The 23,663-nt window shown below is 71.6% G+C and carries 22 protein-coding genes; 8 read left to right on the top strand and 14 right to left on the bottom strand.

The window, feature by feature from the left end; genetic code table 11:
* Nucleotides 1–18 precede the first annotated feature (18 nt).
* On the bottom strand, nt 19–2,454 hold the full coding sequence (gene uvrA, locus ABT324_RS12220; protein ID WP_502949731.1) for an excinuclease ABC subunit UvrA: 2,436 nt from the start codon (nt 2,452–2,454) through the stop codon (nt 19–21).
* 165 nt (nt 2,455–2,619) lie between these two features.
* Nucleotides 2,620–3,102 carry an RICIN domain-containing protein gene (locus ABT324_RS12225; protein ID WP_351175420.1) on the bottom strand — a complete coding sequence of 161 codons (483 nt, stop codon included), beginning with the start codon at nt 3,100–3,102 and terminating at the stop codon, nt 2,620–2,622.
* A gap of 1,161 nt (nt 3,103–4,263) precedes the next feature.
* Here ABT324_RS12225 and ABT324_RS12230 point away from each other — a divergent pair.
* The 3 genes from ABT324_RS12230 (at nt 4,264) to ABT324_RS12240 (ending at nt 7,453) form a co-directional block, all read left to right on the top strand.
* Complete coding sequence (locus tag ABT324_RS12230) at nt 4,264–4,461, top strand: hypothetical protein (protein ID WP_351175422.1); 198 nt, start codon at nt 4,264–4,266, stop codon at nt 4,459–4,461.
* A 178-nt stretch (nt 4,462–4,639) separates the two neighbouring features.
* Nucleotides 4,640–6,931, top strand: a complete 2,292-nt coding sequence (locus ABT324_RS12235) for a molybdopterin cofactor-binding domain-containing protein (protein WP_351175424.1) — start codon at nt 4,640–4,642, stop codon at nt 6,929–6,931.
* A gap of 45 nt (nt 6,932–6,976) precedes the next feature.
* Entirely contained in the window at nt 6,977–7,453 is a 477-nt protein-coding gene (locus ABT324_RS12240; RefSeq protein ID WP_351175426.1) for a (2Fe-2S)-binding protein, read from the top strand.
* Nucleotides 7,454–7,490: 37 nt separating this feature from the next.
* On the opposite strand, the gene ABT324_RS12245 is transcribed toward ABT324_RS12240, so the two are convergent.
* Together ABT324_RS12245 and wrbA are read right to left on the bottom strand one after the other, a co-directional pair.
* Nucleotides 7,491–8,468 (bottom strand): ring-cleaving dioxygenase, encoded by a 978-nt coding sequence (locus ABT324_RS12245; RefSeq protein ID WP_351175428.1) that lies wholly within the window; start codon nt 8,466–8,468, stop codon nt 7,491–7,493.
* Nucleotides 8,469–8,538: 70 nt separating this feature from the next.
* Nucleotides 8,539–9,156, bottom strand: coding sequence for an NAD(P)H:quinone oxidoreductase (gene wrbA, locus ABT324_RS12250; protein ID WP_351175430.1), 618 nt, complete (start codon nt 9,154–9,156; stop codon nt 8,539–8,541).
* 200 nt (nt 9,157–9,356) lie between these two features.
* Here wrbA and ABT324_RS12255 point away from each other — a divergent pair, with 200 nt between their 5' ends.
* Complete coding sequence (locus ABT324_RS12255; RefSeq protein ID WP_351175432.1) at nt 9,357–9,830, top strand: carboxymuconolactone decarboxylase family protein; 474 nt, start codon at nt 9,357–9,359, stop codon at nt 9,828–9,830.
* A 141-nt stretch (nt 9,831–9,971) separates the two neighbouring features.
* Nucleotides 9,972–10,895, top strand: a complete 924-nt coding sequence (locus ABT324_RS12260) for an RNA polymerase sigma-70 factor (RefSeq protein WP_351175434.1) — start codon at nt 9,972–9,974, stop codon at nt 10,893–10,895.
* A 40-nt stretch (nt 10,896–10,935) separates the two neighbouring features.
* Here the strand turns inward: ABT324_RS12260 and ABT324_RS12265 are convergent, their stop codons facing one another.
* From ABT324_RS12265 to ABT324_RS12275, 3 genes are all read right to left on the bottom strand, one after another.
* Nucleotides 10,936–11,889 carry a hypothetical protein gene (locus tag ABT324_RS12265; protein ID WP_351175436.1) on the bottom strand — a complete coding sequence of 318 codons (954 nt, stop codon included), beginning with the start codon at nt 11,887–11,889 and terminating at the stop codon, nt 10,936–10,938.
* 166 nt (nt 11,890–12,055) lie between these two features.
* Nucleotides 12,056–12,211 carry a hypothetical protein gene (locus ABT324_RS12270; RefSeq protein ID WP_351175438.1) on the bottom strand — a complete coding sequence of 52 codons (156 nt, stop codon included), beginning with the start codon at nt 12,209–12,211 and terminating at the stop codon, nt 12,056–12,058.
* 166 nt (nt 12,212–12,377) lie between these two features.
* The gene (locus ABT324_RS12275; RefSeq protein ID WP_351175440.1) at nt 12,378–12,575 is read right to left on the bottom strand and encodes a hypothetical protein; all 198 of its coding nucleotides are present in this window, start codon (nt 12,573–12,575) and stop codon (nt 12,378–12,380) included.
* A gap of 810 nt (nt 12,576–13,385) precedes the next feature.
* On the opposite strand from ABT324_RS12275, the gene ABT324_RS12280 reads away from it, so the two are divergent.
* A complete protein-coding gene (locus tag ABT324_RS12280; protein WP_351175442.1) occupies nt 13,386–14,243 on the top strand; it encodes an alpha/beta hydrolase in 858 nt (285 codons plus the stop codon).
* Between the two features lie 71 nt (nt 14,244–14,314).
* Here the strand turns inward: ABT324_RS12280 and ABT324_RS12285 are convergent, their stop codons facing one another.
* Nucleotides 14,315–14,485 carry a hypothetical protein gene (locus ABT324_RS12285; RefSeq protein WP_351175444.1) on the bottom strand — a complete coding sequence of 57 codons (171 nt, stop codon included), beginning with the start codon at nt 14,483–14,485 and terminating at the stop codon, nt 14,315–14,317.
* A 183-nt stretch (nt 14,486–14,668) separates the two neighbouring features.
* On the opposite strand from ABT324_RS12285, the gene ABT324_RS12290 reads away from it, so the two are divergent.
* Nucleotides 14,669–15,523 (top strand): LLM class F420-dependent oxidoreductase, encoded by an 855-nt coding sequence (locus ABT324_RS12290; RefSeq protein WP_351175446.1) that lies wholly within the window; start codon nt 14,669–14,671, stop codon nt 15,521–15,523.
* 191 nt (nt 15,524–15,714) lie between these two features.
* On the opposite strand, the gene purU is transcribed toward ABT324_RS12290, so the two are convergent.
* Entirely contained in the window at nt 15,715–16,563 is an 849-nt protein-coding gene (gene purU, locus ABT324_RS12295; RefSeq protein ID WP_351175448.1) for a formyltetrahydrofolate deformylase, read from the bottom strand.
* 10 nt (nt 16,564–16,573) lie between these two features.
* On the bottom strand, nt 16,574–17,947 hold the full coding sequence (locus ABT324_RS12300; RefSeq protein ID WP_351175450.1) for an L-serine ammonia-lyase: 1,374 nt from the start codon (nt 17,945–17,947) through the stop codon (nt 16,574–16,576).
* Between the two features lie 117 nt (nt 17,948–18,064).
* Between ABT324_RS12300 and ABT324_RS12305 the strand changes: the two genes are divergently transcribed.
* Nucleotides 18,065–18,739 (top strand): GntR family transcriptional regulator, encoded by a 675-nt coding sequence (locus ABT324_RS12305; RefSeq protein ID WP_351175452.1) that lies wholly within the window; start codon nt 18,065–18,067, stop codon nt 18,737–18,739.
* A gap of 19 nt (nt 18,740–18,758) precedes the next feature.
* Here ABT324_RS12305 and folP read toward each other — a convergent pair whose 3' ends face one another.
* The 4 genes from folP to ABT324_RS12325 form a co-directional block, all read right to left on the bottom strand.
* A complete protein-coding gene (gene folP, locus ABT324_RS12310; RefSeq protein WP_351175454.1) occupies nt 18,759–19,613 on the bottom strand; it encodes a dihydropteroate synthase in 855 nt (284 codons plus the stop codon).
* On the bottom strand, nt 19,610–20,482 hold the full coding sequence (locus ABT324_RS12315; protein WP_351175456.1) for a bifunctional 5,10-methylenetetrahydrofolate dehydrogenase/5,10-methenyltetrahydrofolate cyclohydrolase: 873 nt from the start codon (nt 20,480–20,482) through the stop codon (nt 19,610–19,612). The genes folP and ABT324_RS12315 overlap by 4 nt, the downstream gene beginning before the upstream one ends.
* Nucleotides 20,479–21,099: a cyclodeaminase/cyclohydrolase family protein gene (locus tag ABT324_RS12320; protein ID WP_351175458.1), complete on the bottom strand. Its 621-nt coding sequence runs from the start codon at nt 21,097–21,099 to the stop codon at nt 20,479–20,481. The genes ABT324_RS12315 and ABT324_RS12320 overlap by 4 nt, the downstream gene beginning before the upstream one ends.
* Before the next feature lie 94 nt (nt 21,100–21,193).
* Entirely contained in the window at nt 21,194–23,662 is a 2,469-nt protein-coding gene (locus ABT324_RS12325; protein ID WP_351175460.1) for a GcvT family protein, read from the bottom strand.
* Nucleotide 23,663 lies beyond the last annotated feature (1 nt).

Below are 23,663 nucleotides of genomic sequence, written 5' to 3' on the forward strand. Positions count from 1 at the left end.
GCCCGCCGGTCGGACGGCTCAGCGCTGGCCGAGTGCCTCGCGCAGGTACGGCGCGGTGCGGCCGACGTTGGCGTGGGCCACTTCCGCCGGGGTTCCGGCGGCCACCACCGCGCCCCCTTCGTCACCGCCACCGGGGCCGAGGTCGATCACGTGGTCCGCGCCCGCGACCACGGACATGTCGTGTTCGATCACCACGACCGTGTTGCCCGCGTCGACCAGCGCGTGCAGCAGGCGCATCAACACCTCCACGTCCGCCGGGTGCAGGCCCGTGGTGGGTTCGTCGAGGACGAACAGGGTGCGGCCGCGGCGGGTCCGCTGCAGCTCCGAGGCCAGCTTGATGCGCTGCGCCTCGCCGCCGGAGAGCTCGGTGGCCGGTTGGCCGAGGGTGAGGTAGGACAGCCCGACGTCGCGGAGGGTGTCCAGGCTGCGCGCCACCGCGGGCACGTCGGCGAAGAACTCGCGGGCCTCCGCCACGGTCATGGCGAGCACGTCGGCGATCGACCTGCCGCGGTAGTGGACCTCGAGGGTTTCCGGGTTGTACCGGGCGCCGTGGCAGGCCGGGCAGGGCGAGTAGCTGCTGGGCAGGAACAGCAGCTCGACGGCCACCGCGCCTTCGCCCTGGCAGGTCTCGCACCGCCCGCCGTCGACGTTGAACGAGAACCGGCCCGCGGAGTACCCGCGGTCGCGGGCCTGCCCGGTGGCGGCGAACAGCTTGCGCACGCCGTCGAACAACCCGGTGTAGGTGGCCAGGTTCGACCGCGGGGTGCGGCCGATCGGCCGCTGGTCGACCTCGACCAGCCGCTTGACCGCATCCAGCCCGACGATCTCGCGGACGTGCCGCGCGGACACCTCCCCCGGTTCCTCCTCGTCGTCCGGGCGCGCGCTGGACGCCCCGAGGTGGTCGCGGACCGCGGCCGCCAGCACACCGGTGACCAGCGTTGTCTTGCCGGAACCGGAAACCCCGGTCACCGCGGTGAAGACGCCGAGCGGGAAGTCCACATCGGTCTCGACCAGGTTGTGCAGGCTCACTCCGCGCAGCTCGATCCGACCGCGCGGCGCGCGGTGGCGGCTGACCGGGACCGGCGGGTCGAGCAGGTGCGCGCGGGTGACCGAGTCCGCCGCAGCCGCCAGCCCGTCCAGCGGCCCGCTGTGCAGCACGCGCCCGCCGTGCTCGCCCGCGCCGGGGCCGACGTCGATCAACCAGTCGGCGTGGCGGATCACCTCCGGTTCGTGCTCGACGACCAGCAGCGAGTTCCCGCCCTCCCGGATCCGGTCCAGCACGCGCAACAGGGCCTGGGTGTCGTCGGGGTGCAGCCCGGCTGAGGGCTCGTCGAGCACGTAGACCACGCCGAAGAGCGTGGAGCGCAGCGTCGCCGCCAGCCGCAGCCGTTGCAGCTCCCCCGCCGAGAGCGTCGGCGTCGCGCGGTCCACCGCCAGGTAGCCCAGGCCGAGTTCGACCAGCGCCTCGATGCGGGCCAGGAGGTCCGCGACGATGACCCGCGCGACCTCGTCGTCCCGCTCGCTGCGCAGCTTGGCTGCGAGCACGGTGAGCGGGAGCGCGGCGAGCTCGGCGACGTTGGCCCCGGCGAAGGTCACCGCCAGCGCCTCGGGTCGCAGCCGCGATCCACCGCAGGCCGGGCAGGGCAGCACTTCGACGTACTGCAGCGCCCGCTTGCGCAATGTCGTGCTCTGGGTGGTGGCCAGGGTGTGCAGCACGTACCGGCGAGCACTCTGGTAGGTGCCCTGGTAGGGCCGCTGGATGCGGCCCGCCTCGCGCTGCGGGTGCACGGTGACCACGGGCTGCTCGTCGGTGAACAGGATCCACTCGCGCTCGGCCCGCGGCAGCTCGCGCCAGGGCCGGTCCACGTCGTAGCCGAGGGTGGCCAGGATGTCCCGGTAGTTCTTGCCCTGCCAGGCGCCGGGCCACGCGGCGATCGCCTTCTCCCGGATGGACAACCCGGGGTCGGGCACCAGCGAGTCCTCGCTGACCTCGTGGACCCGCCCGAGCCCGTGGCAGCTCGGGCACGCCCCCGCCGGGGTGTTCGGCGAGAACGCATCGGAGTCCAGCCGCTCCGCACCCTCCGGGTAGGTACCGGCGCGGGAGAACAGCAGGCGCAGGGAGTTCGACAGGGCGGTGACGGTGCCCACCGTGGAGCGGGCTTGGACCGCGCCGCGGGCCTGCTGGAACGCCACGGCGGGCGGCAGGCCGGTGATCTCCCTGGCCTCGGGTGCACCGGCCTGGTCGATGAGCCGCCGGGCGTACGGGGCGACCGATTCGAGGTAGCGGGCCTGCGCCTCGGCGTAGACGGTGCCGAACGCCAGCGACGACTTGCCCGACCCCGAGACGCCGGTGACGGCGACCAGCGCGTCGCGCGGGAAGTCGACGTCGACCTCGCGCAGGTTGTGCACCCGCACGCCGCGCAGGCGCACCATGGAGTTCTCGTGGTCTGGCACTGGCGGGGTCCTCACCGGTCGAGCAGCTTCGCGCTCCACGCTACCGACGGGGGCAGCGGTGCCGCGCCGCGCCCTCCGCCGGGAGTGACCGGCGCGGCACCGCCGCGCCCGGGTGGCACCGGCCCGCCGTACGCCCGGGCCGCCGCTGGGGCCCGGGTGGCGCCGTCAGACGATCCGGAAGCGCTGGTTGTCCTGCCCGTTGCAGGAGAACTGCACGACTCGCTTCAGGTCCGCTGGGTCGGCGCCCTCCACGTCGAGGCACTTGCCGGCGAAGGTGCGGATCTCGACGATGCCGAACCCGGCGGTGGTGATGTCGAACCGCTGGTTGGGCTGCCCGTTGCAGGTGAACTGCACCACTTGGGCCAGGTCGCCGGTCGAGGCGCCGCGCACGTCCAGGCACTTGTCCGCGAAGGTGCGGATCTCGACCAGGTCCGACTCCACCGGGACGATGGCGAACCCCTGGTTGGGCTGGTCGTTGCACGCGTACTGGATGGCCGCCACGTCGTCGGCCGTGCTGCTGCCGGAGACGTCCAGGCACTTGCTGGCGAACGTGCGGATCTCGACTTCCTCGGGTTGTGCCGCAGCGGGACCCGCGGTCACCGCGAGCGCCAGGGGGACCACGGGGAGCGCGCGAAGCCATGTCGTCAACGGAGCCATGATCGACCTCTCCTTCCCGCCGAGGCGGGGCCTCGTTCGGCATGAACGCACCGAGCTTCCGCCCGCGGCCGGAACCGCACCCGGCGATCTTCACACGACGGTGCGGGGACCGCCGCAGCGGTTCACCCCGCTCAGTCCCCGCCGAGCCGGGCAGGAACCGTCCACAGTGCTCAGCGAGCCGTCTCGTAGCCGAACCGGGCAGCGAGGAGCTCCGCGACTTCACGCACCGCCCGCCCGAGCACTCCTCAGACCCCGCGCTCAGGCGGCCCATCGGGATGTTCACGCTGGCGACGGGTTTCCCTGGGCTCTCGACGACAGCCGCCGGTGTGCCACTCGCCGTGGGTGACCGCGTATCCGCGCGCCCGAATCTGTCCGGGTCGGTGAGCGTGCTGTCGATGTGGCGCGGGAGTGCTTCGGGGACAACGACTCCCGGGTGTGCGCGAATACCGCCTTGCCGTTGGCCGAGTCGTGGAGGGCAGCTCGTGCCCCCAGCGACATGCTGATGCGCAACTGCTTGGCCGTTCCCGACCGCTCGATCAGCCGCGCTCGGTTACGAGCGGCTGCACGAGACCCTCAACCTCTACCTGTTGTGCAAGGCACGGAAGAGCGAGTGCTCGATAAGCGTGGACATGGCTTAGCTGAAGGCCGAAGCGCTCGCCCACCACCGCGCAACCGGACGGGTCCGCAGGTGGCACGGCGACCACGACGCGGACGAACTCCTGAACGCCCAGCGGACCGCGACGGCCGTCGGACTCGGCGCGCTGGCGCTCTCCTTGACGGTGGTGGACTCCTCCCCGTTCTCCACCAACGGCGCCCTGGTCGAACACCCCGGAGGCCGAGCGCGACGCCACCCTCGATGGCCTGGTGCCAGCACGGGCCTGATGGTGCCGGTGCTGACCTGCGCGATCTTCCCCCTGCCTGGCTGGTTCTGACCCGCGGGCCCGAATTCATCCGATCCGCCGACACGGCTCCTCCCGAACCCCCGTCTTCCCTGGTCAAACCCCGAACACGGAGCGTGGTCCGGGTGCCTCGGGAGGCCGCGGCGGTGAGGCGTGACGGCGGGGTGACGTGGCGGTGACGGAGCTCTGGCGTACTCGCCACCAGCGGTTCGCGCCGCTGATTGAATCCCGTGAACGCGAACTAGGGGGAACCATGTTCGAACACCTGTCGATCGAGCTGCTGCCGGAGCGCAAGGCCCTCGGCGGCGGCTGGTGGAACGGCTTCGGCGACATCGACCAGAACCTGGACATCAACCAGGACATCGACGTCGACGTCGACAACAGCTCCTGCTACGGCGATGTCGACGTGACGGCGTTCAACAACGTCAACGTCGACCAGAGCGCTCACTGACGCCACGCCCTGAACCCTGGCCGCCCACCGCTGCTGCGCGCGGTGGGCGGCCAGCGCGCGCGGTGACCTGGCTGCCGTCACCGCGGCCCGTTGTCCAAGAACTGAACAGTTGGCGCCCAGGAGTTCCGCCACCCTCAGCTCGCGTGGTTCCTCATCCGGCAACGCGACGGGAGACGGCATGTCACAGGGCATGGGGCGGCGGAAGTTCCTCGGCTACCTGATCGGCGGTACCGGTCTGGTCGCCGCCGCGAACGTGGGACTGCTCGGTTCACCGGGGCAGGCGGGCGCGGTGACCGCACCGGTGCCCGCTGACCTGTACGACCTCAACGACGTGCTCACCACGGCCGCGCAACCCACCTCGCAGCTGATCGAGGTCGAAGTGCACGAGGACGGCACGGCGTCCTTCGAACTGCCCCGCGCCGAAGTGGGCCAGGGCATCACCACCTCCATCGCGATGATCATCGCCGAGGAGCTGGAACTGCCGTTGGAGGACGTGCGGGTCACGCTGGCGCCCGCGCGGCCCGAGCTGCTGTTCAACCAGCTCACCGGCGGCTCGAACACCATCTTCGCGATGCACACCCCGGTCCGGGTCGCCGCCGCGCTCGCCAAGCAGGCGCTGCTGGAGGCCGCGGCCGTGCTGCTCGGCGACACCGTCGGCAACCTCACCGCCAAGGCCGGGGAGGTCATCGGCAGCACCGGCAGGCTGCCCTACGGCGAGCTCGTGCCGAAGGCCGCGGTGCGGCGGACCACCGCGCGCGAGGTCGAGCTCAAGCCCACGTCGGAGTTCCGCGTCGTCGGAACCCCGCAGAACCGCAAGGACGCCTACGCCGCGGTGACCGGGCAGAAGCAGTTCGCGATGGACCTGGAGGTCGAGGGCGCGCTGCCCGCGATGATCTGCCGCCCGCCGACGATCGGTGGCCGCGTCGATTCCGTGCTGAACGCCGCCGAGGTCAAGGCGATGAACGGGGTCACGCACGTGGAGGTCGTGCCCAGCGGCGTGGCCGTCCGGGCGCGCACCTTCGGCCAGTGCATCGACGCCATCCGCGCGCTGCGGGTGCAGTGGCGGCCCGGCACGGCCGAGGGCGCGTCCGACGACTCGATCCGCGCCGAGCTCAAGTCCGCCGAGCTGCCGATGGTGGTGCCGCACCTGCCCGCGCTGGCCGAGACGCTGGACTTCGACTTCACCTTCCACTTCCGCAGCGGTTCCCCGTTGGAACCGAACTGCGCCGTCGCCGACGTGCGCGGGGACCGCGCCACGATCTGGGCCTCGGCGAAGTCGCCCATCGCGGCCAAGCAGGAGATCGCCGCGGTGCTGGGCCTGCCGAGCGGCAGGGTGACGTTCAACGTGGTCGAGGGCGGCGGTTCCTTCGGGCGCAAGTTGTTCTTCGACGGCGCGCTGGAAGCAGCGCTGGTCTCCCGCGCGTGCCAGGCACCGGTCCGGTTGATGTGGCACCGCGCCGACGAACCCCGCCACGGCCGCTCCCACCCGATGGTGACGGCCCGGGTCCGCGTCGCGCACCTGGGCGACCAGGTCCTCAGCTTCGAGCACCGGCACACCGGGGTGGCCGTCGACTTCACCCACGGCCTCGGCGAGGCCGTCACCGCCGCCGCTGGCGAGCTGCCGGTCGCGGGTAACCTCAGCCTGGCCGAGACGATCTTCGAGACCACCCAGTTCATGCCCTACGACTTCGGCGTCATCAACCAGAAGCTGGTGGAGACCGGCGCCCACGACCGGTTCCCGACCAGCGCGGTCCGCAACGTCTACTCCCCCGACGTCCGTGCCGCCAACGAGCTGGTCGTCGACCAGCTCGCCAGGAAGCTGGGCAAGGACCCCTACGAGTTCCGGATGGCCTACCTGCGCAAGGAGCGGGTCAAGCGGGTGCTGCGGGAGGTCGCCGAGGCCGGTGGGTGGGGCAGGCCGATGCCGGCCGGCATGGCGCAGGGCATCGCGATCCACGAGGAGTACAAGGGCGCTTCGGCCTGCCTGGTGGAGATCGACTGCCGACCGGAGGCGGTCAACCGCGAGGTGCGCGACGCGGTGACCGGTCCGCTGGTCACGAAGGTCACCTTCGCCATCGACCCCGGGCTGGTCATCAACCCCCGGGGCGTGGAAGCGCAGATGCAGGGCGGCATCTGCGACGGGATCGCGCTGGCGCTGACCAACTCCAGCCACCTTGTCGACGGCCACTTCCTCGAAGCCAGCTGGGACAACTCGGCCTACACGCGGCAGTGGAACACCCCGCGCGAGATGCGGGTCCTCGTGCTGCCGAGCGACAACCCGCCCGGCGGGGTGGGCGAGGCCGGCGTCGCCTCCGCATTCGCCGCGACGGCCTGCGCCTACGCGCGGGCGGTCGGGAAGCTGCCGCAGCACTTCCCGGTCAACCACCACGACCCGCTGCACTTCGAGCCGAAGTCCTTCATCCCCCCGGTGCCCGCGTCGCCGACCGACGGCCTGCGCCACACCTACTGAACTGGTTGCGCTGCAACGGTTCTCGATCCCAGGAGGTCCCTGCTGATGCCCACCCACACCTTCAAGGTCAACGGCGAGACGGTGACGGTCGAAGCTGACGACGGCGAACGCCTGCTCTGGGTGCTGCGCGACCTGCTCGGCATCCGCGGCCCCAAGTACGGCTGCGGCATCAACGTCTGCAAGGCGTGCACGTCGCACATCAACGGCAAGGCGTTCAACCCCTGCGCGGTCCCCGTGGGCGAGCTCTCCCCCGAGGACGAGGTGACCACGATCGAAGGCCTGCCCGGGACGGTCGGTGCGGAGCTGCACCCGATGCAGGAGGCGTGGTTGGAGCACGACGTCGCGCAGTGCGGCTACTGCCAGCCGGGGCAGATCATGGCGGCCGTGGCCAAGGTGAACCAGGCCCGCCGGGAAGGCCGCGAGGTGGACGACGCGCTGCTGGACGAGATCCGCAACGTCTGCCGCTGCGGCACCTACTACCGCATCCGCGAGGCGATCAGGGCGGGTGCGGAGAGGATGTGACCGGGCGCGGGGGCTCCTCTCGCAGGGTCTCCGCGCCTCACCGGGTTCCGCTCGCCCCGCCGGGGTTGTTCTCGTCCGGCAGTTCCAGCTCCGGCAGGGACTCCTCGATCTCCTCGCGCTCGGGTTCCAGCCACGGCGGGAGCTTCAGGGAGCGGCCCAGTTCCAGCAGCGGCTCGTCGACGCCGAACCCGGGTTCGTCGGTGGCGATCTCCTGCAGCACGCCCCCGGGCTCGCGGAAGTAGATCGAGCAGAAGTACTGGCGGTCCAGGATGGACGTCACGTCGTAGCCCTTGCCCACGAGTTCCTCGCGCCACGCCAGCTGGGTGGCGTCGTCCGGCACCCGCCAGGCGATGTGGTGCACCGTGCCGCCAGCCACCAGCCCGGGCGGGGCGTCCGGGCTGACCTGCACGTCGACCAGGGCTCCGGGGCCGCCGTCACCGGCGGCGAAGCGCAGCCGGTTGCCGTCCTGGTGCCGGAACCGCAGCCCGAGGTCGTCCACGAGCGTCGCGGCGGTCGCGTCCTCCTGCGCCACGGTCATGGTCACCGAGTGCAGGCCGCGGATCGCGTGCTCGCCCGGCACCAACGGGGTCTCCCACGGGGCGCGCGGGTCGCCCTGCGGGTGCGCCACCAGCGCCAGCCCCAGGCCGTCGGGGTCCTGGAAGCTGAGCTCGTCCTCCTCGTCGGAGGTGGTGGTGCGGCTGGTCTCCACCCCCGCCGCCGCGAGGTGCTGCTGCCACCAACCGATGGAGTTCGCCGGGACGGAGAACGCGGTCCTGGTGGCCTGGCCGGTGCCGCGGCGGCCGTCCGGGACGCCGTCCCACGGGAAGAAGGTCATCAGCGTTCCCGGCCTGCCCTCGGCGTCGCCGTAGTACAGGTGGTAGGTGCCCGGGTCGTCGAAGTTCACCGTGGTCTTGACCAGGCGCAACCCCAGGGTGCGCAGGTAGAAGTCGGCGTTGCGCTGCGGGTTGCCACCGATGGCGGTGACGTGGTGCAGGCCCGTGGTGCTGATCGTCATGACCGCCTCCTGCGGTTCAGCCCGGTGGGGTGGCTGGGCATCCGCGTCCGGGATGCCCAGCCGGGGTCGGTCAGGCGCGGCCGTTCTTCAGCGCCTGGGCCACGTTCACCACGCGGCGGGCCTGCACGGCCGCGGCCGCCCGGGTGGTGTCGTCGACCTTGTTCGCGCCCTGCGCGTCCACGTGGCTGGTGCCGTACGGGTTGCCGTCGGCGAACTTCGCGCCGTCGGTGTAGCCGGGCGCCACCACGATGCCGCCGAAGTGGTGGAAGGTGTTGTACAGCGCCAGCAGCGTCGACTCCTGGCCGCCGTGCGTGGTCGAGGTCGAGGTGAAGCCGCTGTAGACCTTGTCGGCCAGCAGGCCCTGGGCCCACTGCCCACCCAGCGTGTCGATGAACTGCTTGAGCTGGGAGGAGATGTTGCCGAACCGGGTCGGGGACCCGAACAGCACCGCGTCGGCCCACACCACGTCGTCGGCAGTGGCCTCCGGCACCGAGCGCGTCGCCTCCACGTTCGCCCGCCACGCCGGGTTGCTGTCGATCGCGGCTTCCGGCGCCAGCTCGGCCACCCGCCGCAGGCGCACCTCCGCGCCCACCGCCTCGGCCTCCGCGGCCAGCACGTTCGCGATCTCCGTACCGGTACCCGTCGACGAGTAGTAGATGATGCTGACCTTGACGTTGCTCACGGCCATCTCTCCTGTTCACAAGGACGGGCGACCCGTCGATCTCTTTCACGGAAGACGCTACTCGACACTTCTCTTCCCTGCAAGAATTCTCCGAGGGAGAGTTGGGCCGCGCGGGCGAGATCCGGGTCACACGCGTCGATGTCACAGGGCGCCGGGGCATCTCGTCTCGGGAGGTGAAGGCACCGAACGCCACGGAGGAGCGCACGATGGACGCACGACTCGACTACCTCACCAGCACGACCGGGGCCACGATCATCAAGCACGTCATGGCAGCGGGCCGGGCGCTCAAGGAGTCGCCGCTGCCGTCCACGACGATGGAGCTGGTGGCGCTGCGGGTGAGCCAGCTCAACGGCTGCGCCCCCTGCATCGACATGCACACCAAGGACGCCGCGCACGCCGGGGAGAGCGCGGTGCGGCTGAACCTGGTCGCGGCGTGGCGGGAGGCCACGGTCTTCACCGAGGCCGAGCGAGCGGCGCTGGAACTGGCCGAAGCCGGCACCCGGGTCGCCACGGTGCCCGAGGGCGTCGGCTACGAGGTGTGGGAGCGCGCTGCCCAGCACTACGACGAGGAGGAGCTGGCCGCGTTGGTGGTCATGATCTCCTTCATGAACATGGTGAACCGGCTCAACATCATCACCCGGCAACCGGCGGGCAACTACGAACCCGGCCAGTTCCACTGAGGACACACCGACCGACGGCTGCCCCCGGCGACGCGACCCCAACGGGAATCGGATGCCTGATCCCCGTTGGAGTCGCGCTGGGGCGGGAGCCTCCGGTCGGAGGATGATCTGGGACGGAACTGGCGGGAGGACGGAGTCGGAGTGGACGAGGTCGAGGAGTTCGAGGAGCTGCGGCCACTGCTGTTCTCGATCGCCTACCGGATCCTGGGCAGCGTCGGCGAGGCCGAGGACGCCGTGCAGGAGACGTGGCTACGGTTCGACCGCTCGACGGCGCGGCCCGAGTCGACCAAGGCATACCTGTCCGCCGTGGTCACCCGCGTCTCGATCGACGTGCTGCGCTCGGCGCGGGTGCGGCGGGAGGCCTACGTCGGGCCGTGGTTCCCCGAGCCGCTGCTGGAGGACCTGTACCAGGACCCGGACCGGTCGGCCGAACTGGCCGATTCGGTGTCGATGGCGGCGCTCCTGCTGCTGGAACGGCTCAGTCCGCTGGAGCGGGCGGTGTTCGTGCTGCGGGAGGTGTTCGCCTTCGGCTTCGACGACGTCGCGGCGGCGGTCGGCCGGTCGGAGGTGGCGTGCCGCCAGCTGCTGGTCCGGGCACGCCAGCACATGCGGGCCGGTCGGCCGCGGTTCGCCGCGGACCGCCACCGGCGGCAGGAGCTGGCGACCCGCTTCTTCGACGCGATGGAGCACGGCGACGTGGCCGGGCTCCAGGACCTGCTGGCCGCCGACGTGCAGCTGGTCGGTGACGGCGGCGGCAAGGCCCCGCAGCTGGCCAGGGCGGTCGTGGGCGCGGAGAGGGTGGCCCGGCTGCTGGGCTCGGCCTTCCAACCGGCGTTCGGGATCGAGGTGACCTTCCAGCAGCGCGAGATCAACGGCCAGCCCGGTGCCGTGTTCCGCGACCGCCACGGCGAGGTGCTCCACGCCCTGGTCCTCGACGTGCTGGACGACCGGGTGCAGGTCATCCGCGGCGTGCTCAACCCGGACAAGCTCGGGCACCTGGGTCCGGTTGCCGACGCCTGGGCGTTCAGCCGGGAGCTGCGGCAGGCCCGCCGCCAGGGGCGGTGACCCGGGTGGTCGTCGTGGTTCGACGACCACCCGGAACCTGTCAGCCGCGCTTGCGCGCGGCGATCTCCTGGAGGCGTGCGAAGGCGGCCGAGCGGGTCGGTTCGACCGGCGGGACCAGGGGTTCGGCCTCCTCCACGGCCTGCGGGTCGCCCAGCATGGCGACCCGGTCGTGGTCGATCCGGCGGTACGGCTGGACCAGGCGCACGCCCGCCGGGCGGCCCAGCTCGTAGGCCTCGACGAAGATGGCGCCCTCCTGGTCCTCGTCGTCCGGGATGTCGCCGCCCCAGACCAGCGCGACGCAGCGGGTGGTCGGGTCGACCGAGGCCAGCTGCTGTCGGCCGAGGTCCAGCCCACCGCCCACCGTGGGGTCCTGCTCGTCGTCGACCAGGCGCCACAAGTCGCGCGCGCCGTCCGCGGCCTCGACCGCGGCGAACGGGAGGAGGATGCACGCCTCCGGTTCGACGTCCTCGAGCCCGACCGCGAGCACGCTCAGCGCGAACTGCTTGGCCTCCGGGCCGAGGTGGGGGTACTCGACCGGCTGCCGGTCCGGCGGCACCAGTGGTGGTACCTCGTCGTCGAGCAGCATCGGGTTGCCGATGAGCTGGACGTCGCCGCGGCGCCGCTGGTAGCGCTGGCACATGAGCACCCCTGCCGGGCGGCCCAGCTGGTATGCCTCGACGAACACCGCTTCGGTCCGCTCGCCGTCTCCGGTGAAGTAGCCGTCGTAGACCAGCGTTGCGCAGTGGGCGTCCTCGTCGAGTTCCTGGAGCCTCTCGCGACCGAGGGCCACGCCTTGCTCCTGCGTGAACGCCCCGTCCTCGTCGCCGACGAGCTTCCAGATGTGCTTCTGCCCGTCCACGCCCAGGATGGTCGCGAGCGGAACGAAGCCGTCCTCGAGCTTCGCGTACTCCATCCCGAGGTCGACGACTTCGAAGAGGAACGCGGTGGCCACGTCGTCGAGGTTGTCGAGCGTGGGGCATCCGGCCGAGCTCATGCGGTCACCTCCGGACTGCGCGCACGCGTAATCGGGCGCGGGACTCGTTGATCAACATGCGCGTCACGGTAACAACACCGGGCGCCACCGGAGGGCGCTTTCCGCCAACCGGGAGTCCGCAGCGGAGGGTCGCTGCCGAAAAGCACGCGCCCACAACGTGATCGGGTCAGGAGTTCGCCCGGGACACCAGCAGGACCTCGCTCTCGTCGCGCGGCAGGTACCGCACGCGCACCACCATGCCCGGCTGGGTCCGCGGCACCACCTCGGCGGGCAGCGGCTTGTCCTGCTCGACGTCGAAGGTGCTGCCGTCGGGACGGGTCACCCGCAGCGCGACGCGGCAGCGCGCGCAAGCGCACCGGCGGGCCGAAACCGGCGCTGATCTGGGCGGCCTTCCACACCGCTTGGTCCCCGCCACCACCCTGATCGACGCGGACCTGGCCGCCCACCACGCGCAGCAGCGGTGGGCGGCCAGGAACTGGGATTGCCGATCAGAAGCCGTTCTGGTCGATGCTGGCGTTGTTGAACGCCGTCACGTTGACGTCCCCGGCGAAGGAGCCGTTCCACACGTCGACGTCGACGTCCTGCCAGACGTCCAGGCTCTGGAAGCTGTCGCCGAAGCCGCCCCACCAGCCGCCACCGAGGGCCTTGCGCTCCGGCAGCAGCTCGATCGACAGGTGTTCGAACATGGTTCCCCCTAGTTCGCGTCATGGGATTCCGACAGCGGCGTGAACCGCTGACGGCGAGTACGCCAGACCACCGTCACCGCCCCGTCACAACACCGTCACAGCCCACCGGGCGTCACCCTGCAAAACACTGGAGCAACACTCCGTGTTCATCTTCTGCGCAGCAGGAACGCGGGTTTGGGGACTTGCTCATCGATGGAAGGGGTGAACCCAGCGGACGATCCATGCACGAAGCGCTACAACGGTCAGAACACCCGCGCGCGAGCAGCACCAGGGCCTGCCGCACCCCAGCCGCCAACAGGCCGAGGTGCGATTCCCCTTGAGACCAAACCTCCAAACCCGATGGAGGCCCCCTCAGATTCCATTGAGTCGATCTCAGTGGAACACCCCGACGCGCCACCGGCGCGTCGGGCACCCGACACGCCGGAACCCCGCAGATTCAATTGAAACTGCACTCATCCCCCACCCTGGCGACGCCCCACCACATCGTTTTCTCACCCGGGGCGGAGTGCACCTTTCACCGACTCAATCGGCGAAGGTGCCCGCCACCAACGTCTGCGATCGGTGCTGGGATGTCAGCGGAAGCGGCTGCGGCAGGTGCCTGACGGCACAGTTTCAACTGAAACTGTACCGTCGGGTGACCCTCCCGAGGGGGGTTCCGGTGAGACCACCTCAGTGGAACTTGCGCTCCTCGGGGGCCCGGGGCGCAGTGCGAGTGGGCGGCCGCAATCCTCGGCACTGGGGAGTTGCCTTCGCGCGATCAGCCGACGAGGCTGGCGCGCGAGCTCGCACACACGGCCAGGAAGGTGCTCGATGACCACTCCCCACGACGACGCGCTGCCGACGGCAGAGCACTCCGAAGGAACCTCGTCCAATGGGCAGTACTGGCAGAGCTGGACCGTCGAGCGGCCCGCCGGGGTGGTCGTGCTGGTCCACGGCGTGCACGAGCACAGCGGTCGGTACTGGCACGTCGCGGAGCGCTACACCGCGGCGGGCTACGCGGTGTACGCCGTGGATCACCCCGGGCACGGCCGGTCGGCGGGCAAGCGGGGCAACATCGGGAGCATGGCGGCCGCCGTCGCCGGGGTCGACCTCGTGGCGCGGTTGGCCGCGCAGCGCCACGAGGACGTACCGCTGTTCGTCCACGGGCACAGCATGGGCGGGCTGATCTCGCTGCAGTACCTCACCGGGGCACCGCTGGAGCGGATCGCCGGGGCGGTGATCTCCGCCCCGGCGCTCGACCCCGGCCCGGTGTCCACGCCCGAGCGGGCGCTCGCACCGCTGCTGGCCAAGCTGCTGCCCGACCTGGGCATCCGGACCATCGACCCGGGCACCATCAGCCGCGACCCCGAGGTGGTCCGGGCCTTCCGCGCCGACCCGCTCAACCACCACGGCAAGATGCGGGCGCGCACGGCCGTGGAGATCATGCGGACCGCCGAAGCCATGCCGCAGCGCCTGCCGTCGCTGACCATGCCGCTGCTGGTCCTGCACGGTGGCGCGGACCGGCTGATGCCGCCGACCGCCAGCGAGCTGGTGCGCGACCACGCCGGGTCGGCGGACCTCACCTTCCGCATCCACGACGGCCTGCACCACGAATCCCACAACGAACCCGAGAAGGAAGCGGTGCTCGACGAGATCGTGGCCTGGCTCGACGCGCACCGGACCACCTGAGGGCCACCGGCCCCGGCGGGGATCACGGGCAGCAGGCGGACGTGCCCACCCGGACCCCGGCGACGGTCCAGTCAGGCCGACCAGCCTCCGACCGCAGCGGTGGCCTCGGCGAACTCGGCGAAGGTCCGGGGCTCCCGGCCGAGGGTGCACCGCACGCCGTCGGAGAGGTGCTCGTCCTTGCCGGTCCGGAGCGGTTCGACGACGTCGGCGAAGCCTTCCAGCACGGCGGGCGGACTGACCACTCACCAGATCTATCCACAGAGGACGACGACTGCGCGAGGGCGTGCTTGTCGAGCACGACGCTGCCCGCGCGAGCCGTCCACGCACTACCGAACGCAGCAGCCCGGGTGGACCATTCGGACGCCTGCCACGAGAAGTGGAACGTGTTCTAATCGGGGTGGGCTCGAAGCGGAGGAGGGGTGCCGATGCGATGCGGCGTCGTGCTGTTCACCAGCGATCGCGGGGCCACGCCCGCCGAGGTGGCGCGGGCCGCGGAAGAGGCGGGGTTCCACTCCTTCGCCGTCCCCGAGCACACCCACATCCCGGTCCGCCGGGAGGCCGCCCACCCGGGCACGGGCACCCGCGAGCTGCCCGACGACCGCTACCTGCGCACGCTCGACCCGTGGGTCGCGCTGGCCACGGCGGCTTCGGTCACGCAACGGATCACCCTGTCCACCGCCGTCGCGCTGCCCACCGAGCACGACCCGATCACGCTCGCGAAGACGATCGCGACGCTCGACCACCTCTCCGGCGGCCGCGTCGCGCTGGGCACCGGCTTCGGGTGGAACACCGACGAGTTGGCCGACCACGGCATCCCGGGTGGGCGGCGGCGGACCGCCCTGCGCGAGTACCTCGACGCCATGCGGGCGCTGTGGACGCAGGAGGAAGCCAGCCACGAGGGCGAGTTCGTCACCTTCGGCCCGAGCTGGGCCTGGCCGAAACCGGTGCGCGCCGGGCACATCCCGGTGCTGCTCGGCGCGGGCGGCACCGAGCGCAACCTGGCCTGGGTGGTGCGGCACGCCGACGGCTGGATCACCACACCCGGCGAGAGCGGTGTCGAGCACCGGGTGCGGCGGCTGCGGGAGCTCTGGAGGCAAGCCGGACGGGGCGGTGAACCCGAGGTCGTCGCGCTGGCGGGCAAACCGGACCCCGGCACCCTGGAGACCTGGGCGGCCTGCGGGGTGACCGAGGTCCTGTTCGGCCTGCCCGACGCCCCGACCGAGGCGGTCGTCGACCACATCTCCCGCCTCGCCACCCGCGTCGACCTCGGCGCGCGGTGACCGGCGTCAGGAGTCGGAGGTCTGCTGCCGGACCCACTCGTGAGGCCGCTACGTGGTGCCCACTGGGCACGAAGCCCCGCCCTGGCCGCGAGCACGGGGCCTTCGAGCAACACATCACGAAGCTCCGGAGGTGCAGGGCAACTTCCACCGACTGAGTCGGCGAAAGGTGCCACCGAGCGACCTCGGACCTGTCAGGGGAAGACGACCGTGCTGTGCCCGTTGAGGAGCACTCGGCGCTCGCAGTGCCACCGCACCGCGCGGGACAGCGCCAGGGCTTCCGCGTCGCGGCCCACGGTCTGCAGCGCCCGGGGGTCGTGGGTGTGGTCGATGCGGATGACCTCCTGCTCGATGATCGGGCCCTCGTCCAGGTCCGAGGTCACGTAGTGCGCGGTGGCGCCGACCAGCTTCACCCCGCGCTCGTAGGCCTGGTGGTAGGGCTTGGCGCCCTTGAAGCCGGGCAGGAACGAGTGGTGGATGTTGATCGCGCGGCCGTAGAGCGCCTTGCTGGTCTCGTCGGAGAGGATCTGCATGTACCGGGCGAGCACCACCAGGTCCACCTCGTACTCGTCGACCAGCGCCAGCAGCCGGGCCTCCGCGGCCTCCTTGGTGTCCGGGGTGACCGGGACGTGCACGAACGGCAGCCCGGCGGTCTCGGCCATCGGGCGCAGGTCCTCGTGGTTGGAGACCACCGCGACGATGTCGCCGCCGAGGCTGCCCGCCCGCCACCGGTAGATCAGGTCGTTCAGGCAGTGGCCGAGCTTGGAGACCATGACCAGGACGCGCGCGCCGGTGCCCGGGCTGAACTCGTAGGTCATCTGGAAGTCGGTGGCCACCGGTTCGAACTCGCGCGCCAGCTGCGCCAGGTCGACGCCCTCCGGCGCGGCGACCTGGGTGCGCATGAAGAGGCGGTTGCGCACCGAGTCGTCGAACTGGCGGTGCTCGCCGATGTCGCAGCCGCGCTCGAACAGGAACCCGCTCACCGCGCGCACGATCCCCGTGCGGTTCGGGCAGCTCAAGGTCAGGGTGAAGGTGTCGCTCACGCCGGTCTCCTCAGCACTCCACGATGTTGAGAGCCAGCCCTCCGCGGGCGGTCTCCTTGTACTTGTCCTTCATGTCCGCGCCGGTCTCGCGCATGGTCTTGATGGCCTTGTCCAGGGACACGTGGTGCGCCCCGTCGCCGCGCACCGCCATCCGGGCCGCGGTGATGGCCTTGACCGAGGCCACCGCGTTGCGCTCGATGCAGGGGATCTGCACCAACCCGCCAACGGGGTCGCAGGTCAGGCCCAGGTTGTGCTCGATGCCGATCTCGGCGGCGTTCTCCACCTGCTCCGGGGTGCCGCCGAGGACCTCGGCGAGCCCGCCAGCGGCCATCGAGCACGCCGACCCGACCTCGCCCTGGCAGCCCACCTCGGCACCGGAGATGGACGCGTTCTCCTTGAACAGCAGGCCGATGGCGCCCGCGGTCAGCAGGAACCGCACCGCGTCGTCGTCGGTGAACCCGGGCAGGAACTTCCGGCAGTAGTGCAGGACCGCCGGCACGATCCCGGCGGCGCCGTTGGTCGGGGCGGTGACCACCCGCCCGCCCGCTGCGTTCTCCTCGTTCACCGCGAGGGCGAACAGCATCACCCATTCCATCGCGCGCAGCGGGTCGGCGTCATCGGCCTTGGCCTCCAGCTGCGCCCGCAGCGCCGCCGCGCGGCGGCGGACCTCAAGCCCGCCGGGCAGCGTGCCGCCGGTGCGCGTGCCCCGCTCCACGCATTCGCGCATCACCGCCCAGATGTGCAGCAGCCCGGCGTGGATCTCGTCCCGCCCGCGCCAGGACAACTCGTTGGCGAGCATGATGTCGCTGATCCGCAGCCCGGTCTCGCGGGTCCAGGCCAGCAGCTCGTCGCCGGTGGTGAACGGGTAGCGGACCGGGGTGCGGTCCTCGACCAGCACCGGTCGGCCCGCCTCGTCCTCGTCGAGCACGAACCCACCGCCGACCGAGTAGTACTCGCGGCGGTCGAGCACGGCGCCGGTCGCGTCGCGGGCCTCGAACACCATGCCGTTGCTGTGGAAGTCCAGCCGCTCCCGGCGGTGCAGGACCACGTCGTCCTCGGCGGAGAACTCGATCTCGTGCTTGCCGCCGAGGGTGATGCGGCGGTCGGCCCGCACCGCGGCCACGGCCGGGTCGGCGGCCACCGGGTCGACCAGGTGGGGCTGCTCCCCAGCCAGGCCGAGCACCACCGCCTTGACGCTGCCGTGGCCGTGCCCGGTGGCGCCGAGCGAGCCGAACAGCTCGCACCGCACGTGCGCGGTGCGCTCGAGGGAGCCCGACTCGCGGAGCCGGGTGACGAAGAGGTGAGCGGCTCGCATCGGGCCGACCGTGTGCGAGCTCGACGGTCCGATCCCGACCTTGAACAGGTCGAACGCGGAGGTGGTCATCTGCGTCTCCCGGGTCGCGACATCGCCCCTCCTGATGGTGGGTTGATATACCAGTTCCGTGCAAGAGTTGTGCGAAATGAGTTCAGGTAGGCCCCGCACCAGATCTCGGGCCCTAAGATGAGGATCGTGACCACAGCCCCGCAACAGCTCGAGCCGCCGCCGACCTCGCTGGCCGAACGCGCCTACGCCGCGATCCAGGACCAGCTGATCATGCTGGACATCCCGCCGCTGGCGCCGATCGACGACGTGGCACTGAGCGAGTCCCTCGGCATCGGCCGCACCCCCGTCCGCGAAGCGCTCAAGCGCCTCGAGGTCGACCGGTTGGTGATCTCCTACCCGCGGCGCGGCACCTTCGCGACCGGGGTCGACATCACCGACCTCGCCTACATCTCCGAGATCCGGGTGCAGCTCGAACCGCTGGCCGCCCGCCGGGCCGCCGAACACGCCCCGAAGGTCATGCGCACCAAGCTCGCCGAGCTCGCCGACACCATCCAGGACATGGACGTGCTGGCGCTGTCCCGCCACGAGCTGATGCAGTGGGACCTGCGGGTGCACCGCTCGGTCTACCGGGCGGGCGGCAACCCCCACCTGGAAGACACCCTGGTGCGCTACAACAACCTCGCCACCCGCATCTTCTGCGTCTTCCTGGACCGCATCACGCACTTCGACCAGCACGTCGAGGAGCACGTCGGGCTGCTGCAGGCGGTGGCCGGGGGCGAGCCCCGCAAGGCCGAGAAGATCGCCCGCGACCACGTCACCGGTTTCGAGAAGGCGATCCGGGCGATCATCTGACCGCCCGGACCGCTCCCGCTCAGCCCTCGGTGGCATCGAGCACCTTGAGCGCGTCGACGGTGGCTGCGACGTCGTGGACCCGCAGGACCTTCGCGCCGCGCTGCGCCGCCAGGACGGCCGCGGTGACCGATGCGGCCTCCCGCTGCTGCACCGGTCGGCCGGTGATCTGCCCCAGCACCGCCTTGCGCGACAACCCGGCCATCACCGGCACGCCGAGTTCGGTGAACGCGCGCAGCGACCGCAGCAGGACCAGGTTGTGCTCCAGGGTCTTGCCGAAGCCGAAACCAGGGTCCACCACCACGTGGTCGCGCGGGATCCCGGCGCTCGCGCAGTCCTCGACCCGCTGCCGCAGGAACTCCGCGACCTCGGCGAGCACGTCGACGTAGCTGGGGTCCCGCTGCATCAGGTGCGGCGGCCGGAGCATGTGCGACAGGCAGACCGGCACACCGAGCTCGGCTGCTGCCTCGACCGCTCCCGGGTAGCGCAACGCGCGCACGTCGTTGATCAGCGTCGCGCCCGCGGCCACCGCGGCGGCCATCACTTCCGGGCGCGAGGTGTCCACGGACAGCGGAACACCAGTGCGCCGGGCCAGCTCCTCAATGACCGGCACGACCCGGTCCAGCTCCTCGGCAACGCTCGGCGGGTGGGCTCCCGGACGGGTGGACTCGCCGCCCACGTCGAGGATGTCCGCGCCCTCCTCCACCAGGCGGAGCCCGTGGTCGACGGCCGCACCGCGGTCCCGGTGGGCACCGCCGTCGGAGAAGGAATCCGGTGTGGCGTTGAGGATCCCGCACACGAGCTTGCGCGGACCGCGCAGCATCCGCAGCAGGTGCGCGGTCGGAGGAGTCGCGGTCGTGGTGAGCGGCCCGGTCACGCGGTGCTCCGCCACGCCGATTCGACGGTGTGCCGAAGCAGCAGCGCCGTGGTCACCGGTCCGACACCGCCGGGCACCGGGGTCAGCCCCGCCGCCAGGCCGGTCACGGCGTCGGCGTCCACGTCGCCGACCAGCCCGCCGTCCTCGGTGGGGTTGGTGCCGACGTCGATCACCACCGCACCGGGGCTGACGTGCTCGGCGCCGATCAATCCGACCTTGCCCACCGCCACCACCAGGACCTCCGCCTGCCGCGTGTGCGCGGCCAGGTCGCGGGTGTAGCGGTGGCACACGGTCACCGTCGCGTCGCGCCGCAGCAGCAGCTGCGCCGCTGGTCTGCCCACCACGTTCGACCGGCCCACCACCACCGCTCGGCGCCCGGAGAGCAGGATCTCGTGGTGCTCCAGCAGTTCCGCCACCGCGGCGGCGGTCGCCGGGGCGAACGCGGGCAGCCCGGCGCTGAGCCGTCCCAGCGACACGGGGTTGGCGCCGTCCACGTCCTTCTCCGGGGTGATCGCGGTGGCCAGGTCCTCCAGGCTGGCCGCACCGGGCAGCGGGGTCTGCAGCACGATCCCGTGGACCGCCGGGTCCTCGCTCAGGGTGCCGAGCTCACCGCGGATGCGCTCCGGCGTCGCGCTGGCACCCAGGTCCACCACGTCGCAGCGGATCCCGGTCCCAGCCGCGGCTTTCGCGATCGAGCGCACGTACCAGGCGGTGGACTCGTCGTCGGTGGCCACGACGACCGCCAGGCGGGGTTCGGTCCCGGCCGCGGGGAGCTCCGCCGCGGTGGTGCTGACCCGAGCCCGGATGTCCTTGGCGAGCGCAGTACCGCTGAGCACGGCCGTGGTCCTCTCGGCGGAGGCGAGGGTCATCGCGCGATCACCTCCCGCACCGCCGCGCTGACCTCGTCCGCGCGGGCGGTGATGCCGTCGACGCCGGTGAGGGCGGCGGCCAGTTCGGCACGTTCTCCGGGTTCGCTGATCCCGGCCAGGTTCACCTCGACGTTGACCCGCGCCGTGGTCGCTGCCGCGCGGGCGGCGTCGGCAGCGGCGGCGACATCGCTGATCACGTTGCGGTTGCCGATCGGGAGCAGCTGCTCGGCCAGGCCGACCACCTGACCGGCGACCGCCACCACCTCCGCGGGCACCCGGCCCGCGTCGACCAGCGCGGCCGCGATCGCCCGCGAACGCGCTGCTTTCTCGTCCTCTGTGGACCGGGGCAGGCCGTAGGCGTCACTCACCGCACCGAAGGCCGCGGCGTCGTCCTCGGCCAGCCTCAACGCCCGCTCGCGCAACTCGTCCGCAGCCTCACGCACCGCGTTGACGGTCGCGGCGTGCTCGGCGTACTTCTCGCCGTCGCTGTACCGGGCGACCATCCCGGTCAGGGCGGCAGCCTGGGCTGCGTGCAGCGCCGCGCTCGCCCCACCGCCCGGGGCGGGGAGCCGAGCTGCGAGAGAGCCCAGGAACGTCTCGAGGGTGTCCAAGCGCATGGCATCGGTCTTCCTGCTCGGCGGGCGGGGCCCGCAGGTGTGGGTGGGGTGCGCGGGCGCAGTCACAGGAACCGCGCACCCCGGTTCGGGGACGTCAGCGGCGGATGCGGTGCATCTCCGGGTCGACCAGCGGTTCGGCGGTGACGGTGGCGCGCACCTTCCGGTCGAAGTACTGGATCTCCACCGAGGTGCCCTCCACCGCCGACGCGGGCAGCCAGGCGTAGGCGATCGGCTTGCCGATCGTGTGCCCGAACGCCGCCGAGGTGACGTACCCGGCGGGCTCGCCGTCGAGGAACACCGGTTCGTGGCCCAGCACCACGCTGCGGCCGTCGTCGACGGTCAGGCAGGCCAACCGCCGGGTGATCGACTCCGGGTCCAGCCGGGCGAGCGCCTCGTACCCGACGTAGCCGGTCTTCTTCTTGTTCACCGCGAACCCGAGACCGGCCTCGTGCGGGTTGTGCTCGGTGGTCATGTCCGCGCCCCACGACCGGTAGCCCTTCTCCAGCCGGAGGCTGTTGAACGCGGCCCGCCCGGCGGCGATGACGCCCAGCGGTTGCCCGACCTCCCACAGCGCGTCCCAGAGCCGCTGGCCGTGCTCGGCGCTGGTATAGATCTCCCAGCCGAGCTCGCCCACATAGGACAGCCGCATCGCCACGACAGGGATGCCCGCGATCTGGGCGTGCTTGAGGCGGAAGTACTTCAGCGCCTCGTGGGAGAAGTCGTCGCGGGTCAGCGGCTGCACGAGGTCACGGGCCAGCGGCCCCCACACGCCGATGCAGCAGGTCCCGCCGGTGATGTCGCGCAGCTGCACGCTGCCGTCGTCGGGCGCCTCGCGCCGGAAGTGGTCCAGGTCGAGGTTGCCGTTGGCTCCGACCTGGAACAGGTCCTCGCCGAGCCGGGCGACGGTGACGTCCGAGCGGATGCCCCCGGCCCCGTCCAGCACCAGCGCGTAGGTCACCGAGCCGACGGACTTGTCCATCTTGCCGGTGGTCAGCCGCTGCAGGAACTCGACCGCCCCGGGGCCGCTGACCTCGATCCGCTTGAGCGAGGTCATGTCGTACATCGCGACCGCGGTGCGGGTCTTCCACGCCTCGACCGCGGCGATCGGTGAGTGGAACATCGCCGACCACGCGTCACGCGACGGCGGCTGCCACTCCGGCGGCAGCTCCTTCACCAACCGCCCGTTGGCCTCGTACCAGTGCGGCCGCTCCCAGGCGTGCGATTCGAGGAAGAACGCCCCCAGTTCCTTCTGCCGCGCGTGGAACGGGCTGACCCGCACGTCCCGCGGGGACAGCTTTGGCTGCAGCGGGTGCAGGACGTCGTAGACCTCAACGAAGTTGCGCTGCGAGGTCTCCTCGACGTAGGCGTCGGTGGTCTCGACCTCGTCGAACCGGTTGACGTCGCAGCCGTGCAGTTCGAGCTCGCTGCGGCCCTCGGTGAGCAGTTGCGCGACGGCGCGGGCCACACCCGCGGAGTGCGTCACCCACACCGCCTCGGCGACCCAGAAACCGGCCAGGTCCGGGGATTCGCCGACCAGCGGACCACCGTCGGGGGTGAAGGACATGATGCCGTTGAACCCGGTGTCGATCTTGGCGTCCCGTAGTGCCGGGAGCAGCGCCTTGCTGTGCTCCCACGACGGCGCGAAGTCCTCCTCGGTGAAGGGCAGCACCGACGGCATTGCCGCCTCGGAGGTGCCACTCACCTCGGGCAGCTCGGAGAGCCGCACCGGCATCGGGCGGTGGGCGTAGCTGCCGATGCCCAGGCAGTCGTTGTGCTCGCGGAAGTACAGGTCGCGGTCCTGGTGGCGCAGGATCGGCGACCGGGCCTCGACCAGCTCGTCGTTGCGGCCGACCAGGTCCGCGACCTGCCCGGTGCGCACGTACTGGTGGGCCAGCGGCAGCAGCGGCACCGCCATGCCGACCAGCTCGCCGAGGGCCTTGCCCCAGAACCCGGCGCAGGAGACCACGACATCAGCTGGGACCTCGCTGCCGTCGTCCAGCCGGACCCCGGTGACGCGGCCGCCCTGCTGGAGGACCTCCACCACCCGGGTGGAGCCGCGGAACACCACGCCGCGGGCCTGCGCGCGGCGCATGAGCGCGGTGACGACGCGGGGTGCCTTGGCCAGGCCGTCGGTGGGGGTGTGGAAGCCGCCGAGCACCCGCTCGGGGTCGACCAGCGGGTGTAGCTCGGCGCACCGCTGCGGGCTGACGACCTCGCCCGGCACGCCCCACGAGGTGGCCCAGCCCTGCTTGCGGTGCAGGTCGGCGAGCCGCTCCGGGGTGGTCGCGACCTCGAGGCCGCCGACCTGGTTGAAGCACCAGGCGCCGTCGACGTCGAGGGACTTGAACTTCTCCACGGTGTAGGTGGCGAACCTGGTCATCGTCCGCGACCCGTTGGTCTGGTAGACGAGACCGGGTGCGTGCGAGGTCGAGCCACCGGTCAGGGGCAGCGGCCCCTGGTCGAGCACGGTGATGTCGGTCCACCCGCGCTGGGTGAGCTCGTCGGCCAGGTTGGCACCGACGATCCCGGCTCCGATGACGACGACGCGTGGGGTGGTGCTCATG

Source organism: Saccharopolyspora sp. NPDC000359, from assembly GCF_040300525.1.
In the GTDB taxonomy this organism is placed as follows: domain Bacteria; phylum Actinomycetota; class Actinomycetes; order Mycobacteriales; family Pseudonocardiaceae; genus Saccharopolyspora.

Coding starts and splice junctions, on each gene's coding strand:
- ABT324_RS12290 (WP_351175446.1), top strand. CDS start 14,669: ATGCGATGCGGCGTCGTGCTGTTCACCAGCGATCGCGGGGCCACGCCC.
- ABT324_RS12320 (WP_351175458.1), bottom strand. CDS start 21,099: ATGCGCTTGGACACCCTCGAGACGTTCCTGGGCTCTCTCGCAGCTCGG.
- ABT324_RS12305 (WP_351175452.1), top strand. CDS start 18,065: ATGAGGATCGTGACCACAGCCCCGCAACAGCTCGAGCCGCCGCCGACC.
- ABT324_RS12275 (WP_351175440.1), bottom strand. CDS start 12,575: ATGTTCGAACACCTGTCGATCGAGCTGCTGCCGGAGCGCAAGGCCCTC.
- ABT324_RS12230 (WP_351175422.1), top strand. CDS start 4,264: ATGTTCGAACACCTGTCGATCGAGCTGCTGCCGGAGCGCAAGGCCCTC.
- ABT324_RS12265 (WP_351175436.1), bottom strand. CDS start 11,889: ATGAGCTCGGCCGGATGCCCCACGCTCGACAACCTCGACGACGTGGCC.
- ABT324_RS12280 (WP_351175442.1), top strand. CDS start 13,386: ATGACCACTCCCCACGACGACGCGCTGCCGACGGCAGAGCACTCCGAA.
- ABT324_RS12255 (WP_351175432.1), top strand. CDS start 9,357: ATGGACGCACGACTCGACTACCTCACCAGCACGACCGGGGCCACGATC.
- ABT324_RS12315 (WP_351175456.1), bottom strand. CDS start 20,482: ATGACCCTCGCCTCCGCCGAGAGGACCACGGCCGTGCTCAGCGGTACT.
- ABT324_RS12300 (WP_351175450.1), bottom strand. CDS start 17,947: ATGACCACCTCCGCGTTCGACCTGTTCAAGGTCGGGATCGGACCGTCG.
- ABT324_RS12245 (WP_351175428.1), bottom strand. CDS start 8,468: ATGACGATCAGCACCACGGGCCTGCACCACGTCACCGCCATCGGTGGC.
- ABT324_RS12325 (WP_351175460.1), bottom strand. CDS start 23,662: ATGAGCACCACCCCACGCGTCGTCGTCATCGGAGCCGGGATCGTCGGT.
- ABT324_RS12235 (WP_351175424.1), top strand. CDS start 4,640: ATGTCACAGGGCATGGGGCGGCGGAAGTTCCTCGGCTACCTGATCGGC.
- wrbA (WP_351175430.1), bottom strand. CDS start 9,156: ATGGCCGTGAGCAACGTCAAGGTCAGCATCATCTACTACTCGTCGACG.
- ABT324_RS12240 (WP_351175426.1), top strand. CDS start 6,977: ATGCCCACCCACACCTTCAAGGTCAACGGCGAGACGGTGACGGTCGAA.